The organism is Rhodococcus opacus (genome assembly GCF_012396235.1).
GTDB classification, from domain to species: Bacteria; Actinomycetota; Actinomycetes; order Mycobacteriales; family Mycobacteriaceae; genus Rhodococcus_F; species Rhodococcus_F opacus.
On record NZ_JAAXPA010000005.1, the window covers coordinates 48,056 to 66,768 of the forward strand.

Consider the following 18,713-nt stretch of genomic DNA (forward strand, 5'->3'; position numbering starts at 1 on the left):
GTTAATAAGTACTCACGGGCGGAACGCCATCGCGTCGTCCACGACCTTGCCGTGCCTCAATGTCAGAAGGTCGCGGAAGTAGTTCATCCGCAGCCGCCACGGCGCTTCGGACCCCTGCTTCGGGAACGACTCCACCGACCGCAGGACGTAGCCGGCGGCGAAGTCGAGGAACGGCTCCTCCTCGACCGAACTGTCACGCGCCGGGGCACACTGGGCGAACCCGTTCGCGTCCATGTGCGCGAGCAGACGGCAGACGTACTCGCACACCAGGTCGGCCTTGAGCGTCCAGGACGCGTTGGTGTACCCGATGACGAACGCGAAGTTGGGCACCCCGCTGAGCATCATTCCCTTGTACGCCATGGTGTCGGCGAGGTCGATGTCGCGGCCGTCGACGGCGAGCGTCGTTCCGCCGAACGCGAGCAGGTTCAGGCCGGTCGCGGTGACGACGACATCGGCGTGCAATTCCTCACCGGACTTCAGCGTGATACCGGTTTCGGTGAAGGTGTCGATGTGGTCGGTCACGATCGACACCTCGTCGTTCCGGATGGACCGGAACAGATCCCCGTTGGGCACGAGGCACAGTCGCTGATCCCACGGGTTGTACCGGGGCGTGAAGTGGGTGTCGATGTCGTAGCCCTTCGGCAGCCACTTCTCCTGCATCTGCCGGATGCGCCCCTTCATGAAGTCCGGATAGCGCTGGCACAGTTGGTAGATCGCCGTTGCGACCGAAGCGTTCTTCAGGCGGGTGAGGCCGTAGGCGAGTTTGGCGGGAAGGTGCCGGCGGAGCCGGTTCGCCAGCTTGTCCTTGGCCGGCATCGAGATGATGTAGGTGGGCGAGCGCTGCAACATAGTCACGTGCGCGGCCTCGGCGGCCATCGACGGCGCCAGCGTCACGGCGGTGGCCCCACTGCCGATGATGACCACCCGCTTACCCGCGTAGTCGAGGTCCTCGGGCCACTTCTGCGGGTGCACGACCTGCCCGGCGAACCGGTCGAGGCCCGGGAACTCGGGGGTGTAGCCCTCGTCGTAGCGGTAGTAGCCGCTGCAGGACATCAGGAAGTTGGCGGTGAACCGGACCGTCTCGCCGGTATCGGTGCGCTCGGCGTCGACCGTCCACTGGGCGTCCGGGGTCGACCACTCGGCACGAACGACCTTGTGCTGGAACCGGATGTTCCGGTCGATCCCGTGCTCGGCGGCGGTCGTGCGGACGTACTCGAGGATCGACGGCCCGTCGGCGATGGACTTCTCACCCGACCACGGCTTGAACCGGTAGCCGAGGGTGTACATGTCGGAGTCGGAGCGAATACCGGGGTAGCGGAACAGGTCCCAGGTGCCGCCGATCGATTCGCGGCTCTCCAGGATCGCGTAGGTCCGTCGGGGAAAGTTGTCCTGCAGGTGGTACGCGGCACCGATCCCGGACAGTCCGGCCCCGATGATCAGCACGTCGACGTGTTCGACGGGCGCCTTCGCGCCGGTGGTCTCGGCGGCGGAATCGGTGGGTGGCATGAACACTCTCTCGCTGGCGGTGACTGGCGGTGACTGGCGGTTACTTCGGGTCTACGGCGACGTCGCCGAGAGCGACATTACGTGCGCTGGTGGACCGGCCGAGCTTCGCGACCTCCTCGTCCATCAGCGGAAGGATGCGGGGGACGTGGGGCAGCAGGCTGCGATCCCCGATCGGCGACGTCACCACCGCCTTCAGCCAGCCGACGAGCTCGACCCACCGCGGCACGTAGACCCGGCGCTTCCGCCCGGCCAGGCCGTCCACGAACGCGTCGACGCACGAGTCCACCGACGTCGTCTTGCCCAGAGGTCCCGGCAGCACGGCGAGAAGTTGGTTGAACGCGGTGAGGTCGGCTTTCGCATCCTGAACGAGCGGTGTGTCGATCCACGACATGTGGGCCGAGCCCACGGTGACGCCGTGGTGCGCGACTTCGAGACGAAGGGTGTTGGCGAAATGCTCGATGCCGGCCTTGCTCGTGTTGTACGCGGCCAGCCCGGGTGCGGGCGCGAACGCGGCGAGCGACGACACCACCAGGATGTAGCCCTTGCGGTCGATCACGGACGGAAGCGCAGCTCGGACGGTGTGGAAGACGCCGAGGATGTTGATGTCGATGACCCGCTTGAACGTGGCCGGGTCGACGTGCATGACCGACCCGTAGCTGGCGATACCGGCATTCGCGAGCACGAGGTCGATGCCGCCGAACTTCGCGACACCGGCGTCGACCGCCTTCTGCACGGCGGCCAGATCGCAGACGTCGGCGGCCGCGGCGAGCGCGACGTCGTCGCCGAGTTCGGCGGCGAGGGCCTTCAGTGGCTCGGCGTCCAGATCGATCAGAACCAGTTTGACGCCCTTGCGGGCGAGGGCGCGGGACGTTTCCGCGCCGATGCCACGCGCGGCTCCGGTGACGAGTGCGACTTTGTTCCTGAGCGTGGGCATGGGATCTCCTGGCGTGTGATCTGGCACCGTTCGGTGTCAGTTTGTATCTGGAACTGTGCGGTGTCAATATGGGGGCGTGAGTTCGCCCAAGCTCGACGAAACGGGCCGCACCTACCGCGGTGCGGGTCCGCGTCAGCGTCAGGAAGAGCGCCGCGTGCGCCTCGTGGATGCGGCCGTCGAAGTGTTCGGGACCAGCGGATACCGGTCCGCGACGGTCGGCAAGATCTGCGAGACCGCCGGGCTCACCAAGCGCTACTTCTACGAGTCCTTCGACGACAGCGAGGCCCTGCTCCTGGCCGCGTACGCGAGCGTGACCGACCGCCTGCGGGGCAGCGTCCTGCGCGGTGCGGGGGAGGGCGGCACCGATCTCGACGCGCGGGTTCGCGGCGCGCTGACCGCGTTCTTCCGATCCGTCGCCGACGACCCGCGGATCCCGCGGATCGCATTCCAGGAGGTCCTCGGCGTCGGGCCGGAGGTCGACAATGCCTACCGCCGCGTCACCGTGTCGTTCGTGGACGCCGTTCTCGTCGTTATCGACCCTGCCGTCGACCGAACGGCATTTCCCGACTTCCACCTGCGCACCCTCGCAACCGGCCTGGTGGGAGCCGTGCTGATGATCGCCCAGCAATGGGTGCTGTCGGAGAACCCGCAGCCGATCGAGTCCGTCATCGGCAGCGCGCACACCATTCTCTCGGCCGTCCTGGGGCAGCTCGGCCCCCAGACCACGTGAGTGGCGCGGCGTCCGGGCGCACGCTTTGCCACTCACATGCGCTGACCTGGGATTGCATGCGCCGGAGGCAATCCGGGCAAACCTCTGACGCCATCACATATATGTTGTTAAATACCTGACATGCCCGGTGCTGTGCACTGCCAATCGCCATCGGTCCACAACACGACGATCCGCGCGGTGCTCGTCGCGCTGCTCGGGATGGTCGCGCTCGCGGTACCGACGCCGATCGTCGCGCACGCCGCCGGCTACGAGGGCCTGATCGATATCACGCCGGCGAACGCGGCAGCGGAGTCGATCGGCGGACTCGACCCCCGGCTGCCCACTGATTCCGTAGCCCTCGGCGCCGCGCTGGCGGCCGCCCGCTCCGACGGTGTCGCTCCGACGCGGTATTCCGCTCTTCTGCAACAGTATTGGCTCGCTCGTGGATCGGAGGCGTCCGGCATCGACCTGGCCGCGTGGGATCCGAACGCGGGGCTGATCGCCAACGCTGCGGTGGTCGACCGGGTCTACGAGAACTACGGCCGCTACCAACTCCAACGCACCGAGCTCTACTGGTCCGGGATGGCCGGGCTGGCGGGAGGTTCGTTCGCCGCCGGCTTCTGGGACCTCGACCTCGGCCGGACCGTGCTCGGAGTCGACGCCGTCCACACGCTCGGCAACGCTGTCGCGTCCACGGTCCGTGGGTTGCCCGGCGAGGCGATGACGCTCCTGCCCGCGGACCCGAGAACGCTCGCCGCCGTCGGCCCGGCGATGACCGCCGACGACCTGGACTGGTACCAGAAGCGCCTGCTGATGATGCAGAAGCACATCTACTTCGACATGGTGCCCATGCACGAGGCGTATGTGACCGAAGGCAGGGCGGCTGTCGAGGAGATGGCCGCCGCCGGACTGCTCGACGAGAATGCCGAGATCGCCTGGAACGGCATCTTCGCCGGCACCCCGTCCGGATACGCGGACGCCCTGTTCCGGATGGCGTCGCGTGAACAGAATCAGATCATCGCCGATCAGTGGGACGTCACCGCGGCAGCCCGCGACGGCGTCGGCCGCGCGCTCACCTACGCCACCACCCTCGCGGCGCAACCCTCGGTCCCCGGCTCACGCGCACCGGGAAAGGTCGCGCCGATGTCGGTCAACGGCGACGTCAACGGCTCGGCCTACCGTTTCCGCACGCCCCTGCCCGGCTTCAACTGGGCCGATCGCGAACCGCGCTGGCAGTACATCGTCAGTGACATCGCCTCGTCCTACCAGCGGCTCGCCGAGGGCCGTCCGGGAGAGTTGCGGGCTCTGCTCGCCATCCCGTTCCGCGACTTCGTCGAGAGCCAGCGGGTGCTGCGGCGGGTGCCCGACCTCGCCCGCGACTTGAGCACCGGCTGGGAGTTGTCCCCGGCGCATCCGTAGCGGTAGCCGTGTCCGGGGCACGAGGCAGGGTTTCCAATGGATGGATGTGACGTTGTGCACGCGCAGGCGTGATTGGCACGTTGTGTCACACCACGCCAGGCCCGATCGCAGGAGAGTCGATGAACGTATCCGCCGTCACGCACGACAGCCCGACGACCGCGACACCCACCGAGGTCGCGAAGACGCCGAAGAAGGCGGCGCTCGCGTCGTTCCTCGGAAGTGCGCTCGAGTACTACGACTTCTTCATCTACGGATCCGCCGCCGCCCTCGTCTTCGGGCACACGTTCTTCCCGGCCGGCAACGACGCGATCGGCACGGTCGCCGCGCTCGCAACGTTCGGAGTCGGCTACGTGGCCCGGCCCGTCGGCGGAATCGTGCTGGGTCACTTCGGAGACAAGCTGGGCCGCAAGAAGATTCTGCTGCTGACGCTGCTCATCATGGGTCTGTCCAGTTTGGCGATCGGGTTCCTGCCCACGTACGAGCAGATCGGCATCGCCGCCCCGATTCTCCTCGTGCTGTGCCGCCTCGCGCAGGGATTCTCCGCGGGCGGTGAGGCCGCCGGAGCCAGCACTCTCACGCTCGAGCACTCACCGGAGGGGCGGCGGGCGTTCTTCACCAGCTTCACCATGACGGGATATGCCGCGGGGATGGTCCTCGCGACCCTCGTGTTCATCCCCGTCGCCGCGCTGCCGAAAGACCAACTCGACAGCTGGGGTTGGCGAATCCCGTTCTGGTGCAGCGCCGTGATGCTCGTGGTCGCCTACTTCGTGCGCACCAAGCTCGACGAGACCCCGGTGTTCGAGAAGTCGCGTGAGCATGCGGAAGTGCAGAAGCTGCCCGTCGTCACCGTCGTGACCACCCAGTGGCGGGACGTGCTGCGGATCGCGCTGTGCTCGCTGTTCGCGGTCGGGCAGACGGTGTTCACGGTCTTCGGGCTCGCCTACGCCACCGGACCCGACGTCGGCATCGACCGCACCACGATGCTGTGGGCGTCGTCGGTGTCGATCGCGGGCTCCATCGTCGCGATCCCGCTGCTCGCCAAGCTGTCGGACCGCGTCGGACGCCGCCCCGTCTGGATCACCGGTGCCCTCGGGTGCGCCGTGACGATCTTCGGGTACTTCTGGGCCATCTCGGTCGGCTCCATTCCGCTGATCTTCGTCGCCGCACTGCTCACGATGACGCTGTTCTACTCGATGGTGAACGGCCTGTGGCCCAGCTTCTTCACCGAGATGTTCGCGGCGCCCGTGCGCTACTCCGGTTTCGCGGTCGGTACGCAGATCGGCTTCCTCATCGCCGGCTTCGCCCCGGCGATCGGCTGGGCACTACTGGGCACCGGGGTGAACGCGTGGGTCCCCGTCGCGGTGTTCACTGCCCTCTGCATGCTGGTCTCGTCCGTCGCCGCCTTCACCGCCCGCGAGACGTACCGGGTGCCGCTGGCCGAACTCGGGCGTCCGTCGACCCCGCAGGAGTAGCCGGAGGACAATAGGGCGATGTCACGGACACCGACAGGCGAATCGGTCACTGCCCGCGTCGTGAGGGTCTTGTCCTCCTTCGACGCGGACACACCGTCCCTGTCGGTGTCCGACATCGCGCGTCGGTCCGACCTCCCCGTAGCGACGGCGCACCGCATCGTGGGGGAACTCGTGAAGTACCGACTCCTCGAACGCAATGACACCCGCATCAGCATCGGCGTGCGGATGTGGGAACTGGGGTCCCGCGGCTCGCATACCCTGAGCCTGCGCGAAGCCGCGATGCCGTTCATGGAAGACGTGAACGCGGCGATCAAGCAACACACCCAGCTGGGCATCCTCGACGGCAACGAGGTGCTGTTCGTCGAACGGCTCTCCACGCGCGGGTCCGTCGTCAACGTCACCAAGATCGCCGGGCGTCTGCCGGTGCATGCCTGCTCGTCCGGTCTGGTTCTGATGGCGAACGCCTCCCGCGACGTGCAGGACGAACTGCTGTCGCAGCCGCTCGAACGCTACACCGACGCCACGGTCACCGATCCCGAGCAGATGCGACGTCTTCTCGCCGAGGTCCGGCACCAGCACTTCGCGGTGGCTGCAGGTCTCATCACACCCGGAGCGACGGGAGTCGCTGTGCCCGTGCGGGACACCGACGGCGGGAGGGTGATCGCCGCCCTGTCCGTCGTCATACCGCACGATCAGGCCAACCCGCAGTCGGTGGTCGCGGCGCTGACGACGGCGTCGCGCGGCATCACCCGGGCGATGACGCGCGGATCGCGGCACTGACAGAAACCCTTTCCATCCATTGGAGTCGCACTGTGACTCGGGTCTCGGGTCGGTCAGAGTGGTTGTCACGAACACACTGCCACCGATCACGCATCGCGATCCGAAAGTCACTGCACACCAGCGCTTTCGCCGATTCCTGATCGAGTGCCGACTCTCCAGGGAAGGTCCAAGCATGAGCTCGAAAACTGTTAAATGCGACCTGTTGGTCATCGGATCCGGGGCCGCAGGCATGGCCGCAGCACTCAAGGCGGCGAGCGAAGGGCACAGCGTCATCGTCGCAGAGAAGTCGCAGTGGCTCGGCGGCACCACCGCGATCTCGGGCGGCTGGGCATGGGTGCCGGGCAACAAGCAGGGCGTCGCGCAGGGTGACACCCGTCGGGAGATCGAAACCTACATCCGCGCACTCGCCAAGGACTGCTACAAGGCCGAGATGGTCGACACGTTCCTCGACGAGGTGCCCGAGGCCATCGACTGGCTCGAGCGTGACACCGACGTCGAATTCGTCTATCCGGAAATGGCTCCCGACTACCAGATGGACGCGCCGGGCGCGAAGCCATCGGGACGCGCGATCTCGGGCAAGGTGGTCGACGCGCGCACCCTCGGTGAGAATCGGTTGCGGTTGCGCCCCTACCTCGACACCTACACCGTCTTCGGTTACATGCCCGAGGTCGGACCCGACATCGCCCAGTTCCTCCACGCCAATCAGTCGTGGAAATCGTTTGCCTACGTGTCGAAGAAGCTCCTCGAGACGTGGGTCGAGACGGTGCTCTGCCGCCGATCGTTCGACCGGACCAACGGCAATTCGCTGATGGTGCGGATGGTATCGTCCGCCGCGAAGCTCGGCATCCGGATGTGGACCGAGACGCCCGTGACGAAGATTCTGCAGTCGGAGAACGGCGTCGTCACCGGGGCGGTACTCGGGGGAGTGCACGCGGGAACCGTGGAGGCGCGACTCGGCGTCGTCATCGCGGCCGGCGGTTACTCCTCGGATCCGGCGCTGCGAGCCGAGTACTGGGGTCATGACCCGCACGGCGACAACCACTTCACTCCCACGGTCGGACACGACGGCGACAACGTGCGCCTGGCCGCGCCGCTCGGCGGGCACGTCGACACCGACGTCCACGAGCCCGCCGCGTGGGCTCCCGTGACGGTGTTCACAGGCTTGCGCGGGCAACAGCGGATCTTCCCGCACCTGCGGGCATTCGGGCTCCCCGGGCTGATCGCCGTGAACCGCAAGGGCGAACGTTTTGCCAACGAGTCGAGCTCCTACCACGACTTCGGCATGGCGATGATTCAGGAGAACGCCGGCCAGGACGAGACGTTCGGCTACATCATCGCCGACGCGAAAGCCATGAAGAAGTACGGCATCGGCTACGCGAAGCCCTGGCCGATCCCGCAGGGCTATTTCAAGAAGACCGGTTTCCTCCACAAGGCCGACACGGTCGAGGAACTCGCCCGCGAGATCGGTGTCGACATCGCCGGGCTGAAGAAGACCCTGACCGAGTTCAACACGGGAGCCGCGAAGGGAGAGGACCCGAAGTTCAATCGCGGATCCAACTGGTTCCACCACTTCAAGGGCGACATGGAACACCAGCCCAACCCGAACCTCGAGCCGCTCGACAAGGGACCGTACTACGCCGCGAAGATCGAGATGGGTGACCTCGGAGCCTATTCCGGCCTGGCCGTCGACCGGCACAGCCAGGTCCTCGACGACGACAACCAGCCGATCCCCGGCCTGTTCGCCGCCGGCTCCGCGGCCGTCAGCATCTTCGGTGGCGGCTACCCCGGTTACGGCGCCAACATCGGGCCCGCCCTCGTCTTCGGATACACGATCGGCAGGGACGCCGAGATCCTCGCGTCGCTGCGCACCGAATCCGTCGAGCCGACCGTCCTGGAAGAGGTCTGACGTGCCGTTCTTCCTCGTCCGCTACGTATACACCGGCGACACGGCCGGCCGGGACGAGCACCGTCCCGAACACAAGAGCCACCTGCAGGCTGCCGCCGATCGCGGGCTGATCCTCGGGTCCGGACCGTTCGCGGCAGGAGAAGACTCCGGCGCGGCGATGATCTACGAGGCCGCGGGCAAGCAGGTCGTCGTCGACGTCGTCGAGGGCGACCCGTTCCGCACGCACGGATTCGTCGCGTCGTACGACATCACCGAGTGGATTCCGATGATCGGCCCGTGGGCCGTCGCAGCAGCGGGAGGTCGGTCATGACGGGTCGAGTGGCAGGGAAGGTCGCCGTCGTCACGGGGGCGAACGGTGATCTGGGTGGCGCGACCGCGCGGATGCTCGCACGAGAGGGGGCGTTTGTTGCGGCCCTCGACCTCAAAGTGCCGGATGCGCCGTGGGATTCGGCGACGATCACGTCGTTCGCGGTCGACGTCACCGACGAGGCCAGCGTCGCCGAGGCCGTTGCTGCAGTGGTGGATACCGTGGGTGTTCCCGACGTCCTGGTCAACTGCGCCGGCATCATCGGCAGGCCCGCGCCGTCGCACGAGGCGTCGGTCGCCGAGTTCGACCAGATCTTCGACGTCAACGTCAAGGGTGTCTGGTTGACCACCAAGTACGTCGTGCCCCACATGATCGGTCGGAAGAAGGGCAGCATCGTGAACTTCTCGTCGATCCACGGGTTGACGGGAGGCTCCAACGTCCCGCTGTACCACGCGTCGAAAGGTGCTGTGCGACTGCTCAGCAAGGCGGACGCCGTCACCTACGGGCCGCACGGAATTCGCGTCAACTCGATCCACCCCGGGTCCATGCGGACGGCGATGAGTCAGCGGTCGGCCGTGGGCAGCGCGATCGGCCCAGAGGAGTACTACCGCCAGCTCGTCTCGGGCAACCCCCTCCCGCGGCAGGGGGAACCCGACGAGATCGCGTACGGGGTGCTCTACCTCGCCTCGGACGAGTCCGGCTTCACCACCGGCACTGAACTCGTCGTCGACGGTGGGTACACGGCGCACTGATCTTTCGTGTCGCCCAATGTCGCATTGGTTCAGTCCGACTGCACCGGTGTGACATTGGGCGAGGCCGTCAGCCGAAGTGCCGCACCAGACGGTGATGCCGGTGCGCGAAGAACGCGCCCAGGACGCGGGCGAGCACCGGCGTCAGCGGCACCAGCGGCAGCCTCGGCTCGAACGTGATCCGGTCGTGGACGCCGGTGCTCCCGTCGTCGAAGGGCCGCAGCGTGCGTTCGTGCTCCCACCGGCGCATGCTGAGCATTGTCGACTTCTCGTGGAACCGCCGACACGGTTCGAGTTCGGCGATGGTCAGATCGTCGTATTCGAACGGGACGAGCCCGAACAGCCGCAGCCACGCTCGCCCGAGCGGTTCGCCGATCGGGACCGAGTCGATGGTGATCGACTCCCGGCCCCGCGGGATGCTCATCGTCATCCACGGACGCATTTCGTCGTTGATCCCCTCCGGGTCGACGACCCTCGCCCACACCTGCCCGATCGGTGCGCCGACGACGGAGCTGCGTTCGATGATCACCGTTCCATCTTCGTTCGATCACCTGAGGGCGCGCAACGGCTTCCTTTCCGTCTGCCGTCATCCGGACGACGCTAGGGGAACGAGGATTGTCAGCTGGGAAACTTCTTCGTTCAGCGCCGTGTTGTTCGCCTCCGGGAATGATCTGCGATCGCGTGGGTGGAGTCGACGAAAGAACATCGACACGTGATCACCGTTCGGCGCCTCGTGTGCCGATCGACGTCGGGTCGGGAAGCTAGCGTAGCTGCGGGCGAGCCGTGCCGCGGCGGGACGGCCTATGACCCCATCCTCGTCTACGTGTAGCGGCCCCAGGCGCGTTCGACTCTGTGCGATCGTAAGTAGTGCCCCCACGCGCTTGCTTCGCCCATGGTGGTGTCGACATCGTCGACGCACCGAGGAGCAGGGCACGTGAGCAGTTCAACGATCGAGGCCGTGACCGACCGCGAACTGGAAGATCGGTTCCATCCGATCTTCGACCGGATCGCCGAGGGCGCGCTGGGCCGGGAACGGGATCGCCGGCTGCCTTTCGACGAGGTGGGTCTGCTTCGCGACGCCCGGTTCGGTGCCCTGCGCGTCCCGGTCGAGTTCGGTGGGTTCGGCGCGTCGGTCCGACAGCTGTTCGGTCTGCTGATCGATCTGGCCGCCGCGGAATCCAATCTGCCCCAGGCGCTTCGGGTGCACTGGAGCTTCGTCGAGGACCAGCGTCTCGCCGCCCCGACGGTCAACCGCGAGCGGTGGCTGCGCGCGGCGGCGGAGGGGACACTGATCGGCAACGCCATCACCGAACCCGGGGTGGGAGCCGCCGACCGGTACCAGACGACGCTGCGCCGCGGCGACGACGGCACCTGGGTTCTGGACGGCGTGAAGTACTACAGCACGGGCAGTCTCTACGCCGATCACATCCTCGTCGCGGCCGACCGCGACGGCGAGCGGGTGTCGGTGCTGGTGGACGCCGACGCTCCGGGCGTAGCCCAGACCGACGACTGGGACGGTTTCGGACAGCGGCTCACTGCAAGCGGCACGACCACGTTCTCGGGTGTCGTGGTGCCCGAGGACCGGATCCTCGGGCCCGGATACGGCGCGCCCGGCCGCACCTATGCGACGTCCTACCTGCAACTCGTGCAATTGGCCGTCCTCGCCGGGATCGCCCGCCGTGCGGAAACGGACACGGCGGAATGGGTTCGTGCCCGTACCCGCACGTTCACCCACGCCGCCGCCGACCTGCCCCGGCACGACCCGCTCGTGCAGCAGGTGATCGGCAAGCTGTCCGCCGCCGCATACGGCGCCCGCGCGACCGTGCTCGCCGTCGCCGACGAACTCGACCGCCTGCTCGACGCCGGTGGTGAGGACCCTGAACTTCTGGACCGTGCCGAGGCCGCCGCGGCCCGCGCACAGTCCGTGGTGATCGGCCTCGTCCTCGACGCGACCGCGCAGGTGTTCGAGGTGGGGGGCGCGTCGATCACCTCGTCGGAACTCGGCCTCGACCGGCACTGGCGCAACGCACGCACGATTTCGGCCCACAACCCTCTGATCTACAAGCAGCAGTCGGTGGGGGCGTACGTTCTGAACGGTGATCCGCTGCCGTACGCCTGGAGCGCTGGGCAGCGGCAGAGCGTGCGCGACGCGGACGCGCCGGCATGACCCGGCAGATCCGCTTCAACGCCTTCGACATGAATTGCGTCGCCCACCAGTCGCCGGGGCTGTGGCGGCACCCGGACGACCAGTCGCACCGCTACACCGACCTCGGCTACTGGACTGACCTCGCCCGGCTCCTCGAACGCGGGCTGTTCGACGGACTGTTCATCGCCGACGTGCTCGGCACCTACGACGTCTACGGCGGAACCGACGAGGCCGCGCTGCGGCAGGGCGCCCAGATCCCGGTCGCGGACCCGTTGCTGCTCGTCTCGGCCATGGCAGCGGTCACCGAACACCTCGGGTTCGGCATCACCACGGGGACGGGATTCGAGCACCCGTATCCGTTCGCGCGCCGACTCTCCACCCTCGACCACCTCACCGGGGGACGGATCGGGTGGAACGTCGTGACGGGGTACCTGCCGTCCGCGGCCCGGAACTTCGGTGACGCCGACCAACTCGACCACGACACCCGGTACGACCACGCCGACGAGTACCTCGAGGTGCTCTACAAGCTGTGGGAAGGTTCGTGGGAGGACGACGCCGTCGTCCGCGACACCGAGCGCGGCGTGTACGTCGATCCGGAGAAGGTGCACCACATCGGCCACCGCGGAACGCATTTCACGGTCCCGGGCATCCACCTGTCGGAACCGTCGCCGCAGCGGTCGCCGGTGATCTACCAGGCGGGGGCGTCGCCGCGCGGTGTCCGGTTCGCCGCCGAGAACGCCGAGGCGATCTTCGTGGGGCCGCCGTCGAAGCGGGTGCTGAAGGACACCGTCGCACGGATCCGCCAGGCCCTCGTCGACGCCGGCCGCGACCCCTATTCGGCGCGGATCTACGCGCTGTCCACCGTCATCACGGGCAGCACCGACGAGGCCGCGGCCGCGAAGCAGGAGGAGTACCGGCGATACGCGGACCTCGAGGGCGCACTGGTCTTCACGTCCGGCTGGATGGGGATCGACCTGTCGCGGTACGACCTCGACGACCCGATCGGAAACGTCGAGAGCAACGCCATCCAGTCGGCCGTCGCCGCATTCCAGGAGGCCGCGGACGACGGTCGCGAGTGGACGGTGCGCGATATCGCGGAGTGGGCGAGCATCGGCGGTCTCGGGCCGCGGTTCGTCGGCTCCGGCGAGACCGTCGCAACGCAGTTGCAGGAGTGGGTGGCCGACACCGACGTCGACGGGTTCAACCTGGCGTACGCGATCACGCCGGGTTCGTTCGAGGACGTCGTCACCCACGTCGTGCCGGCGCTGCAGGCCCGGGGTGCCTACCCGACGGGCTACACCGACGGGACCCTGCGCCACAAGCTGTTCGACAAGGGCGACCGGCTTCCCGCCGACCACCGGGGCGCGCGGTACCGCCTCGGCGGCGACCTCTCGACGCGGACCGACCGCTACCGCGCGTACACGAACACCTGAACGACCACCACAACCACCGGGAGGACCCATGAGTACACCCCGCACCGCCGCCGTCGTCGGAGCCGGACTGGCCGGCACCACTGCCGCGCTCGGCCTCGTCGACGCCGGTTTCGCCGTCACCCTCTACAGTGACCGCGACCGCGACGCCTTGCGCAACGACGTCCCGGCCACCGGCACCGCCGTCTACTTCGGCAAATCCCGCGAGGCCGACGCCCGCATCATCGAGGACCTCTACGCCGACGGTCCGCACTCGACCGGGATGAGCACCCGTCTGCACACAGGGGAGGGTGACACCCGCGCCGATGTCCTCGAATTCGACCCCGACTTCCGGTACGTCGCGCAGGGTGTCGACGTGCGACTGCGGGCCGATGACCGACTTGGCCGGTTCCTCGACCGCGGCGGCCGCTTCGAGGTCCGGGCCGTCAACCTCGACGACCTCGACGCGATCGCCGCCGACCACGACCTGACGCTCGTGGCGACCGGAAAGGGCGGGCTGTCCACGCTGTTCCCGGTGGACACCGAACGGACCGTGTACAGCGAACCGCAGCGCCGACTGCTGCTGGTGACGTTGCAGGGCCTGGGACACGGCCCGGACACCTTCGGCTACCGGTCCGCGGCGGGCGGCGCGCACAATCTCTTCAACCTGCACACCGATTTCGGTGAGGCCTGGCTCGGCCCGTACCTGCACAAGGATGCCGGCGCCACATGGAGTTTCCTGGGCTTCGCGAAACCGGGCAGCCCGTGGGAGGAGCGGTTCGCCGCGGTCACCGACGTGCAGTCCGCGCGGCAGACCGTCGTCGACTTCTACCGCGACTACTTCCCGCACGACGCCCCCGAGATCGAGCGGTTGCAGGTGATCGAGTCCGACCCGCACTCGTGGCTGAGTGGGGCGGTCACCCCGACGGTGCGGCGCGCGGTCGGGACGACCAGGAGCGGCCACGTGGTCGCGGCGATCGGCGACACCGCGATCGCGTTCGATCCCCTCGCCGGACAGGGAGCCCAGAACACCGCCGTGCAGGTGGCCGCGCTCGTCGAGGCGGCACGCGGGCACGACGGCGAGTTCACCGCCGACTGGTTGTCCGAGCAGTTCGAGAAGCACTGGAACACACGGGGCCACGCGGCCGCCGAGGTCACCCGGCTGTTCCTCGGCGACCCGAAGTACGCGGTCCACGCCGAATTGCTGTTCCCGGCGGCGACCGTGAGCGAACCCGTTGCCGCGGCCCTGTTCGGGTTCCTCTCCGAACCCGACACGCTGATCGGTATCGACACCCGGGAGGACGTTCTCGCGTTCATCGCCGCCGCGGCCGGGGAACCTGCCGAGGACGTGCTGGCACGGTTCGCGCCGAGCGCTGGGTTCACCGCGTCACCTGCGGCGGCCCGAGCCTAGGCAACTCCTCGCTGTTCCCACACGATGACCCGGCGCCGGTGGTGGTGGTCGTATCGGCATCGACTCCTCACCCGGCGCCTGTGGGGCCCGTTCCGGGGCGGTCCTGCTGTTCGCGACGGCGTCGGGCGCGAAAGTTCGCCACGTTGACGCGGTTTCCGCACACCTGGGGCATGCAGAACCGGCGCCGGCCCGCCCGGCTGGTGTCGACGAAAATTCCGTTGCACGAAGGGGATTCGCACGACCGGAACCGGTTCGGTCCTAGCGAAGCCACGGTTCCGAGCAGGCCCGTTCCGATGACGACGGCCAGGTCGTCGGCGAGGGCCGACTCGGGTGCGGTCTCGAGGTGCCACGTCCATGTGCCGTCGTGGCGCCCGAGGAAGGGGGCGGTGCGGGCCACGCGCAGGAGTTGGTTGGCCCCGTCGACGATCGCCTCTTCGTTCGGCGCGGCCACGATGTCGCGCACGCGTGTTCGCAACGCACGAACCTCGTCCAGATCGGCGCCGGTCGCCGGCCGGTCGCCGGGGACGATGCCGTGCTCGGTGAGGAAAGCATGCAGCGACTCGCCGTCGGTGAGGGCGTCACCGGTCGCGACGAGCACCTCCGGGGCGGTGAGGACGAGCGCCGTCGCCACCGATGCCCCGAAAGTGTAATCGGTGAAAGTCAGTTGCATCGCTTACGTCCTCCGTCTAGCGTAATGGTTACCAAGCCAGTTTAACCATTACGTCTCGGGAGGATGATCATGACTCGACAGCAGATCGCCAACACGGTCGACACCGACCGGTGGCGCCTGCCCGACCGGCTCACGGTGGACGGCGCCACCGTCGCGGCCGGAGTCTTCGGCGACGGCCCGCCCGTCGTTCTCGTGCACGGCACGCCCTCGTCGTCGTATCTGTGGCGCGCGGTGATTCCCCGCCTCGCCGAGCAGAACACGGTATACGTCTGGGACCTTCCGGGCTACGGTGACTCGCCACCGGTTCCCGGCGAGCCGGTGGCGATCCGCACGCACGCGCGCGTGCTCGCCCGGCTGGTCGAGCATTGGGGACTCGAGCGGCCTGTGCTGGTCGGCCACGACATCGGTGCGGCAACGGTGCTCCGGGCACACCTCGTCGAGGGAGTCCCGGTCCGGCGCATCGCCCTCCTCGACGCGGCGGTGCTCTCACCGTGGGTGACGCCGGTGGCGCAGCACATGCAACGCCACCTCGACGTGTACCGCACGATGCCGACGCACATCTTCCAGCGGATCACCGAGGCCCACCTCGACACCGCGACCCGTCGTCGGCTGCCGGCGTCCGTCGCGGAGGCCTACCTCGGTCCTTTCGCGGGCGCGAGCGGGCAGCAGCGTTACCTCGACCAGGTCCAATATTTCGACGAACGCGACACCGCCGACGTCGTCGAGAAACTCGGCACCGTGAAGGTGCCGGTGCAGATCGTGTGGGGTGCGGACGACGAATGGCTGGACCGGTCGTTCGCCGACGATCTCGCGCGCCGCATCCCCGGGGCGCGAGCGACGCTCGTGCCCGGTGCCGGGCACTTCCTCACCGAGGACGAGCCCGCCCTCGTGGCGCAGGCTCTCGCCGACTTCCTCGCGCAGTGAACGCCGGTGTCACGGTCGGTCGGGCGTGTGCAGTGGGTCGGCGATCGTGATCTCCGCCGTCGGCGTCAGGACGTTTCGGTGGTAGTCGGAGATCGAATCGACGAGTGCCGACACTGCGGGCGCGGCGAAGTGTTCGGGATCCCAGCCCGCATAGAGGGTGACGGCGAGGATGCCTTCGGGGATCTGAATCGGCACGCGGATGAGGTTGAAGAGGGGTTGATCGGTCAGTACAGCAACCCCCTGGCCCGATGCGGCGAGTGCTCTGGCCACAGATGTCACTGACACAACCCGGGGGTCGACGTAGGCGAGGCCTTGGCCGGCGGTGGCGGTGTCGAATGCGAGTCGGGCAGCGTTGTTGCGGTGCATCAGGATGAGCGATTCTCGAACGAGGTCGGCTAAGGCGACTTGGGTCTGTCCGGCCAGGGGATGTTCCGGTGATGCCAGCGCGCACACCGGGGCGCGGCCGATGACTCGGGTCTCCATCGACCCGGGTGGAGGGAACGTCGAGATGCCGATGTCGGCATCTCCGCGCTGGACCACGTCGTACACGGTGCGGGTGTCCCGCTCGATGATGTCGTTCAGTCCTGACCTCAGGTATCGACGTCGCGGTACGCGAGCCATTAGCTGTCTTGCCCCAGAGGGCGGTCATTCGGCATTCGCTGCAAGTCGGCGGGAATTCCAGAACCGTAGGACTAGCGAACGTACGTACGCCTAACGTAGTGTTGAAGACCACAGCAACACTTGTACGGCTCTTGTACGGCTAAGGAGAACGATGTTTACTCTCGTCGACGCTATTCGTCGCAACGAGCGGCTGGTGCCCCAACGCGAAGCGATCTTCGACGGTACGCGCCGGCTCACCCATGGAGAACTCGCAGACCGGGCGTGGCGGATTGCCGCCGGCCTTCGGGCGCAGGGTGTCAAACCCGGTGACACCGTCGGCGTGCTGGCGGGCAACACCGCCTTCGGCATCGAAACCTTCCTGGGAATCGTCGCCGCCGGCGCCGCCTTTGTCCCATACAACTGGCGATGGGCAACCGAGGAGCTGGCCCACGGCATCAACGAGACCGGCGCCCGTGTCGTACTCGTCGGCGATGGCTTCGACGCCGCCATCGCGGAGGTCCTGGCCGGTGATGACCTCGAAGCGCCGGTCGCCGTGGTGCACGAGGGGGACGAATTCGATCACCTGCTGCGATCGGAACCGATCAAGGATGTGCCGGTTCAAGCATCGGATGCTGCCTGCATCCTGTTCACCGGCGGCACCACCGGCTTCTCCAAGGGGGTCGTGCTCTCGCACTCGGCGATCCTGACCAACGCAGTCAACGAAATCGCCGACTGCCGGATCGGTGGCCGCCCGAACGATCGCGGCCTGGTCGTCACCCCGCTCTTCCACTCCGCCGCACTGCTGTGCTGGTTCCTGCCCCATTACGTCACGGGGAACAGCTCGGTCCTCGTCCACAAATTCGTGGAAGAGGAGATCGCGGACCTCGTCGCCCGCGAGTCGATCACCAACATGTTCCTCGTGCCCAACATGATCCGGCGCATGCTCAAGTCGGGCACGTTCGACACCGATGGGTTCCGCAACAATTTCAAGGCTCTCCACACCGGTGCCGGGTTGCTGCGCATGCCGGACAAGCTGGCAGTGTCGGCACTGATCCCGGACGTCGACCTGTTCTTCCGCTACGGCCTCACCGAAGCCGGGCCGATGGTCACCCGTTTGCTCCCGCAGGACATGCTCCGGCCGGAGATCGACGGCTCGATCGGCACCGAATACCTCCTCACCGAGGTCGAGTTGCGTGATCTCTACGACGGTGCCCCGACCGCGGTGGGAGAGATCGGAGAGATCTGCGTCCGCGGCCCCAATCTGATGACCGGATACTTCGGTCGACCGGAGGCCACCAAGGAGGTGCTCGACAACGGGTGGCTGCGTACCGGTGACCTGGCGGTTCGCGACGAAAATGGCTACCTGTACTTCCGCGACCGGGCCAAGGACATGATCAAGACAGGTGGCGAGAACGTGTACAGCTCGGAGATCGAGCAGTTGCTCCACACGCACCCGGCTGTCATGGAAGCCGCCGTCCTCGGCGTGCCGAGTGAGGAGTGGGACGAGGAAGTGCGAGCGGTGATCGCCGTTCGGCCGGGTCAGACCGTCACGGAGACGGAGATCGCCACGTTCCTGCGCAAGCACTTGGCTGGATACAAGGTCCCGAAGATGATCGCGCTCGTGGGCCCGAACGCCCTGCCGATGAATCCCAGCGGCAAGATTGTCAAAACCAACATCCGGGCGACGATGGGCTGGTGACAACCGTGCCGACAATCAGCGAGAATACGATCGACTAACGTACGATTGTTCCTGAGACCGCTTGCCGGCCCC

The 18,713-nt window shown here is 67.4% G+C and carries 17 protein-coding genes; 12 read left to right on the plus strand and 5 right to left on the minus strand.

Going from position 1 to position 18,713, the window contains the following annotated elements:
* Positions 1–12: 12 nt before the first annotated feature.
* Together HGB39_RS07855 and HGB39_RS07860 are read right to left on the minus strand one after the other, a co-directional pair.
* A complete protein-coding gene (locus HGB39_RS07855; RefSeq protein WP_064080357.1) occupies positions 13–1,506 on the minus strand; it encodes a flavin-containing monooxygenase in 1,494 nt (497 codons plus the stop codon).
* Positions 1,507–1,546: 40 nt separating this feature from the next.
* Positions 1,547–2,440, minus strand: coding sequence for an SDR family oxidoreductase (locus HGB39_RS07860; protein WP_005575361.1), 894 nt, complete (start codon positions 2,438–2,440; stop codon positions 1,547–1,549).
* 76 nt (positions 2,441–2,516) lie between these two features.
* On the opposite strand from HGB39_RS07860, the gene HGB39_RS07865 reads away from it, so the two are divergent.
* From HGB39_RS07865 to HGB39_RS07895, 7 genes are all read left to right on the plus strand, one after another.
* On the plus strand, positions 2,517–3,170 hold the full coding sequence (locus HGB39_RS07865) for a TetR/AcrR family transcriptional regulator (protein ID WP_005575360.1): 654 nt from the start codon (positions 2,517–2,519) through the stop codon (positions 3,168–3,170).
* A gap of 120 nt (positions 3,171–3,290) precedes the next feature.
* The gene (locus HGB39_RS07870) at positions 3,291–4,568 is read left to right on the plus strand and encodes a hypothetical protein (protein ID WP_043794390.1); all 1,278 of its coding nucleotides are present in this window, start codon (positions 3,291–3,293) and stop codon (positions 4,566–4,568) included.
* A 119-nt stretch (positions 4,569–4,687) separates the two neighbouring features.
* Positions 4,688–6,040, plus strand: a complete 1,353-nt coding sequence (locus HGB39_RS07875; protein ID WP_064080353.1) for an MFS transporter — start codon at positions 4,688–4,690, stop codon at positions 6,038–6,040.
* An 18-nt stretch (positions 6,041–6,058) separates the two neighbouring features.
* A complete protein-coding gene (locus HGB39_RS07880) occupies positions 6,059–6,820 on the plus strand; it encodes an IclR family transcriptional regulator (protein WP_005575358.1) in 762 nt (253 codons plus the stop codon).
* Between the two features lie 172 nt (positions 6,821–6,992).
* Complete coding sequence (chcC2, locus tag HGB39_RS07885) at positions 6,993–8,726, plus strand: 4-oxocyclohex-2-ene-1-carboxylate 5-dehydrogenase (protein WP_064080352.1); 1,734 nt, start codon at positions 6,993–6,995, stop codon at positions 8,724–8,726.
* Position 8,727: 1 nt separating this feature from the next.
* Positions 8,728–9,036 (plus strand): YciI family protein, encoded by a 309-nt coding sequence (locus HGB39_RS07890; RefSeq protein ID WP_005563107.1) that lies wholly within the window; start codon positions 8,728–8,730, stop codon positions 9,034–9,036.
* Positions 9,033–9,785, plus strand: a complete 753-nt coding sequence (locus tag HGB39_RS07895) for an SDR family NAD(P)-dependent oxidoreductase (protein ID WP_005563106.1) — start codon at positions 9,033–9,035, stop codon at positions 9,783–9,785. Before HGB39_RS07890 ends, HGB39_RS07895 begins: the two co-directional genes overlap by 4 nt.
* 67 nt (positions 9,786–9,852) lie before the next feature.
* Here the strand turns inward: HGB39_RS07895 and HGB39_RS07900 are convergent, their stop codons facing one another.
* The gene (locus HGB39_RS07900) at positions 9,853–10,311 is read right to left on the minus strand and encodes an Rv1443c family protein (protein WP_005563105.1); all 459 of its coding nucleotides are present in this window, start codon (positions 10,309–10,311) and stop codon (positions 9,853–9,855) included.
* A 405-nt stretch (positions 10,312–10,716) separates the two neighbouring features.
* Between HGB39_RS07900 and HGB39_RS07905 the strand changes: the two genes are divergently transcribed.
* The 3 genes from HGB39_RS07905 to HGB39_RS07915 are packed head-to-tail and all read left to right on the plus strand — an operon-like array spanning position 10,717 to position 14,748.
* Positions 10,717–11,949, plus strand: a complete 1,233-nt coding sequence (locus HGB39_RS07905; protein WP_005563104.1) for an acyl-CoA dehydrogenase family protein — start codon at positions 10,717–10,719, stop codon at positions 11,947–11,949.
* The gene (locus HGB39_RS07910) at positions 11,946–13,361 is read left to right on the plus strand and encodes an LLM class flavin-dependent oxidoreductase (protein WP_005563103.1); all 1,416 of its coding nucleotides are present in this window, start codon (positions 11,946–11,948) and stop codon (positions 13,359–13,361) included. The genes HGB39_RS07905 and HGB39_RS07910 overlap by 4 nt, the downstream gene beginning before the upstream one ends.
* A 28-nt stretch (positions 13,362–13,389) precedes the next feature.
* Entirely contained in the window at positions 13,390–14,748 is a 1,359-nt protein-coding gene (locus HGB39_RS07915; protein WP_005563102.1) for a styrene monooxygenase/indole monooxygenase family protein, read from the plus strand.
* Between the two features lie 67 nt (positions 14,749–14,815).
* Here the strand turns inward: HGB39_RS07915 and HGB39_RS07920 are convergent, their stop codons facing one another.
* The gene (locus HGB39_RS07920) at positions 14,816–15,418 is read right to left on the minus strand and encodes a CGNR zinc finger domain-containing protein (RefSeq protein WP_005563101.1); all 603 of its coding nucleotides are present in this window, start codon (positions 15,416–15,418) and stop codon (positions 14,816–14,818) included.
* Between the two features lie 69 nt (positions 15,419–15,487).
* Between HGB39_RS07920 and HGB39_RS07925 the strand changes: the two genes are divergently transcribed.
* On the plus strand, positions 15,488–16,342 hold the full coding sequence (locus HGB39_RS07925; protein ID WP_043788017.1) for an alpha/beta fold hydrolase: 855 nt from the start codon (positions 15,488–15,490) through the stop codon (positions 16,340–16,342).
* Between the two features lie 9 nt (positions 16,343–16,351).
* Here the strand turns inward: HGB39_RS07925 and HGB39_RS07930 are convergent, their stop codons facing one another.
* Entirely contained in the window at positions 16,352–16,963 is a 612-nt protein-coding gene (locus HGB39_RS07930; protein WP_005563098.1) for a LysR family transcriptional regulator substrate-binding protein, read from the minus strand.
* 151 nt (positions 16,964–17,114) lie between these two features.
* Between HGB39_RS07930 and HGB39_RS07935 the strand changes: the two genes are divergently transcribed.
* Positions 17,115–18,641 (plus strand): class I adenylate-forming enzyme family protein, encoded by a 1,527-nt coding sequence (locus HGB39_RS07935; protein WP_005563096.1) that lies wholly within the window; start codon positions 17,115–17,117, stop codon positions 18,639–18,641.
* Positions 18,642–18,713 lie beyond the last annotated feature (72 nt).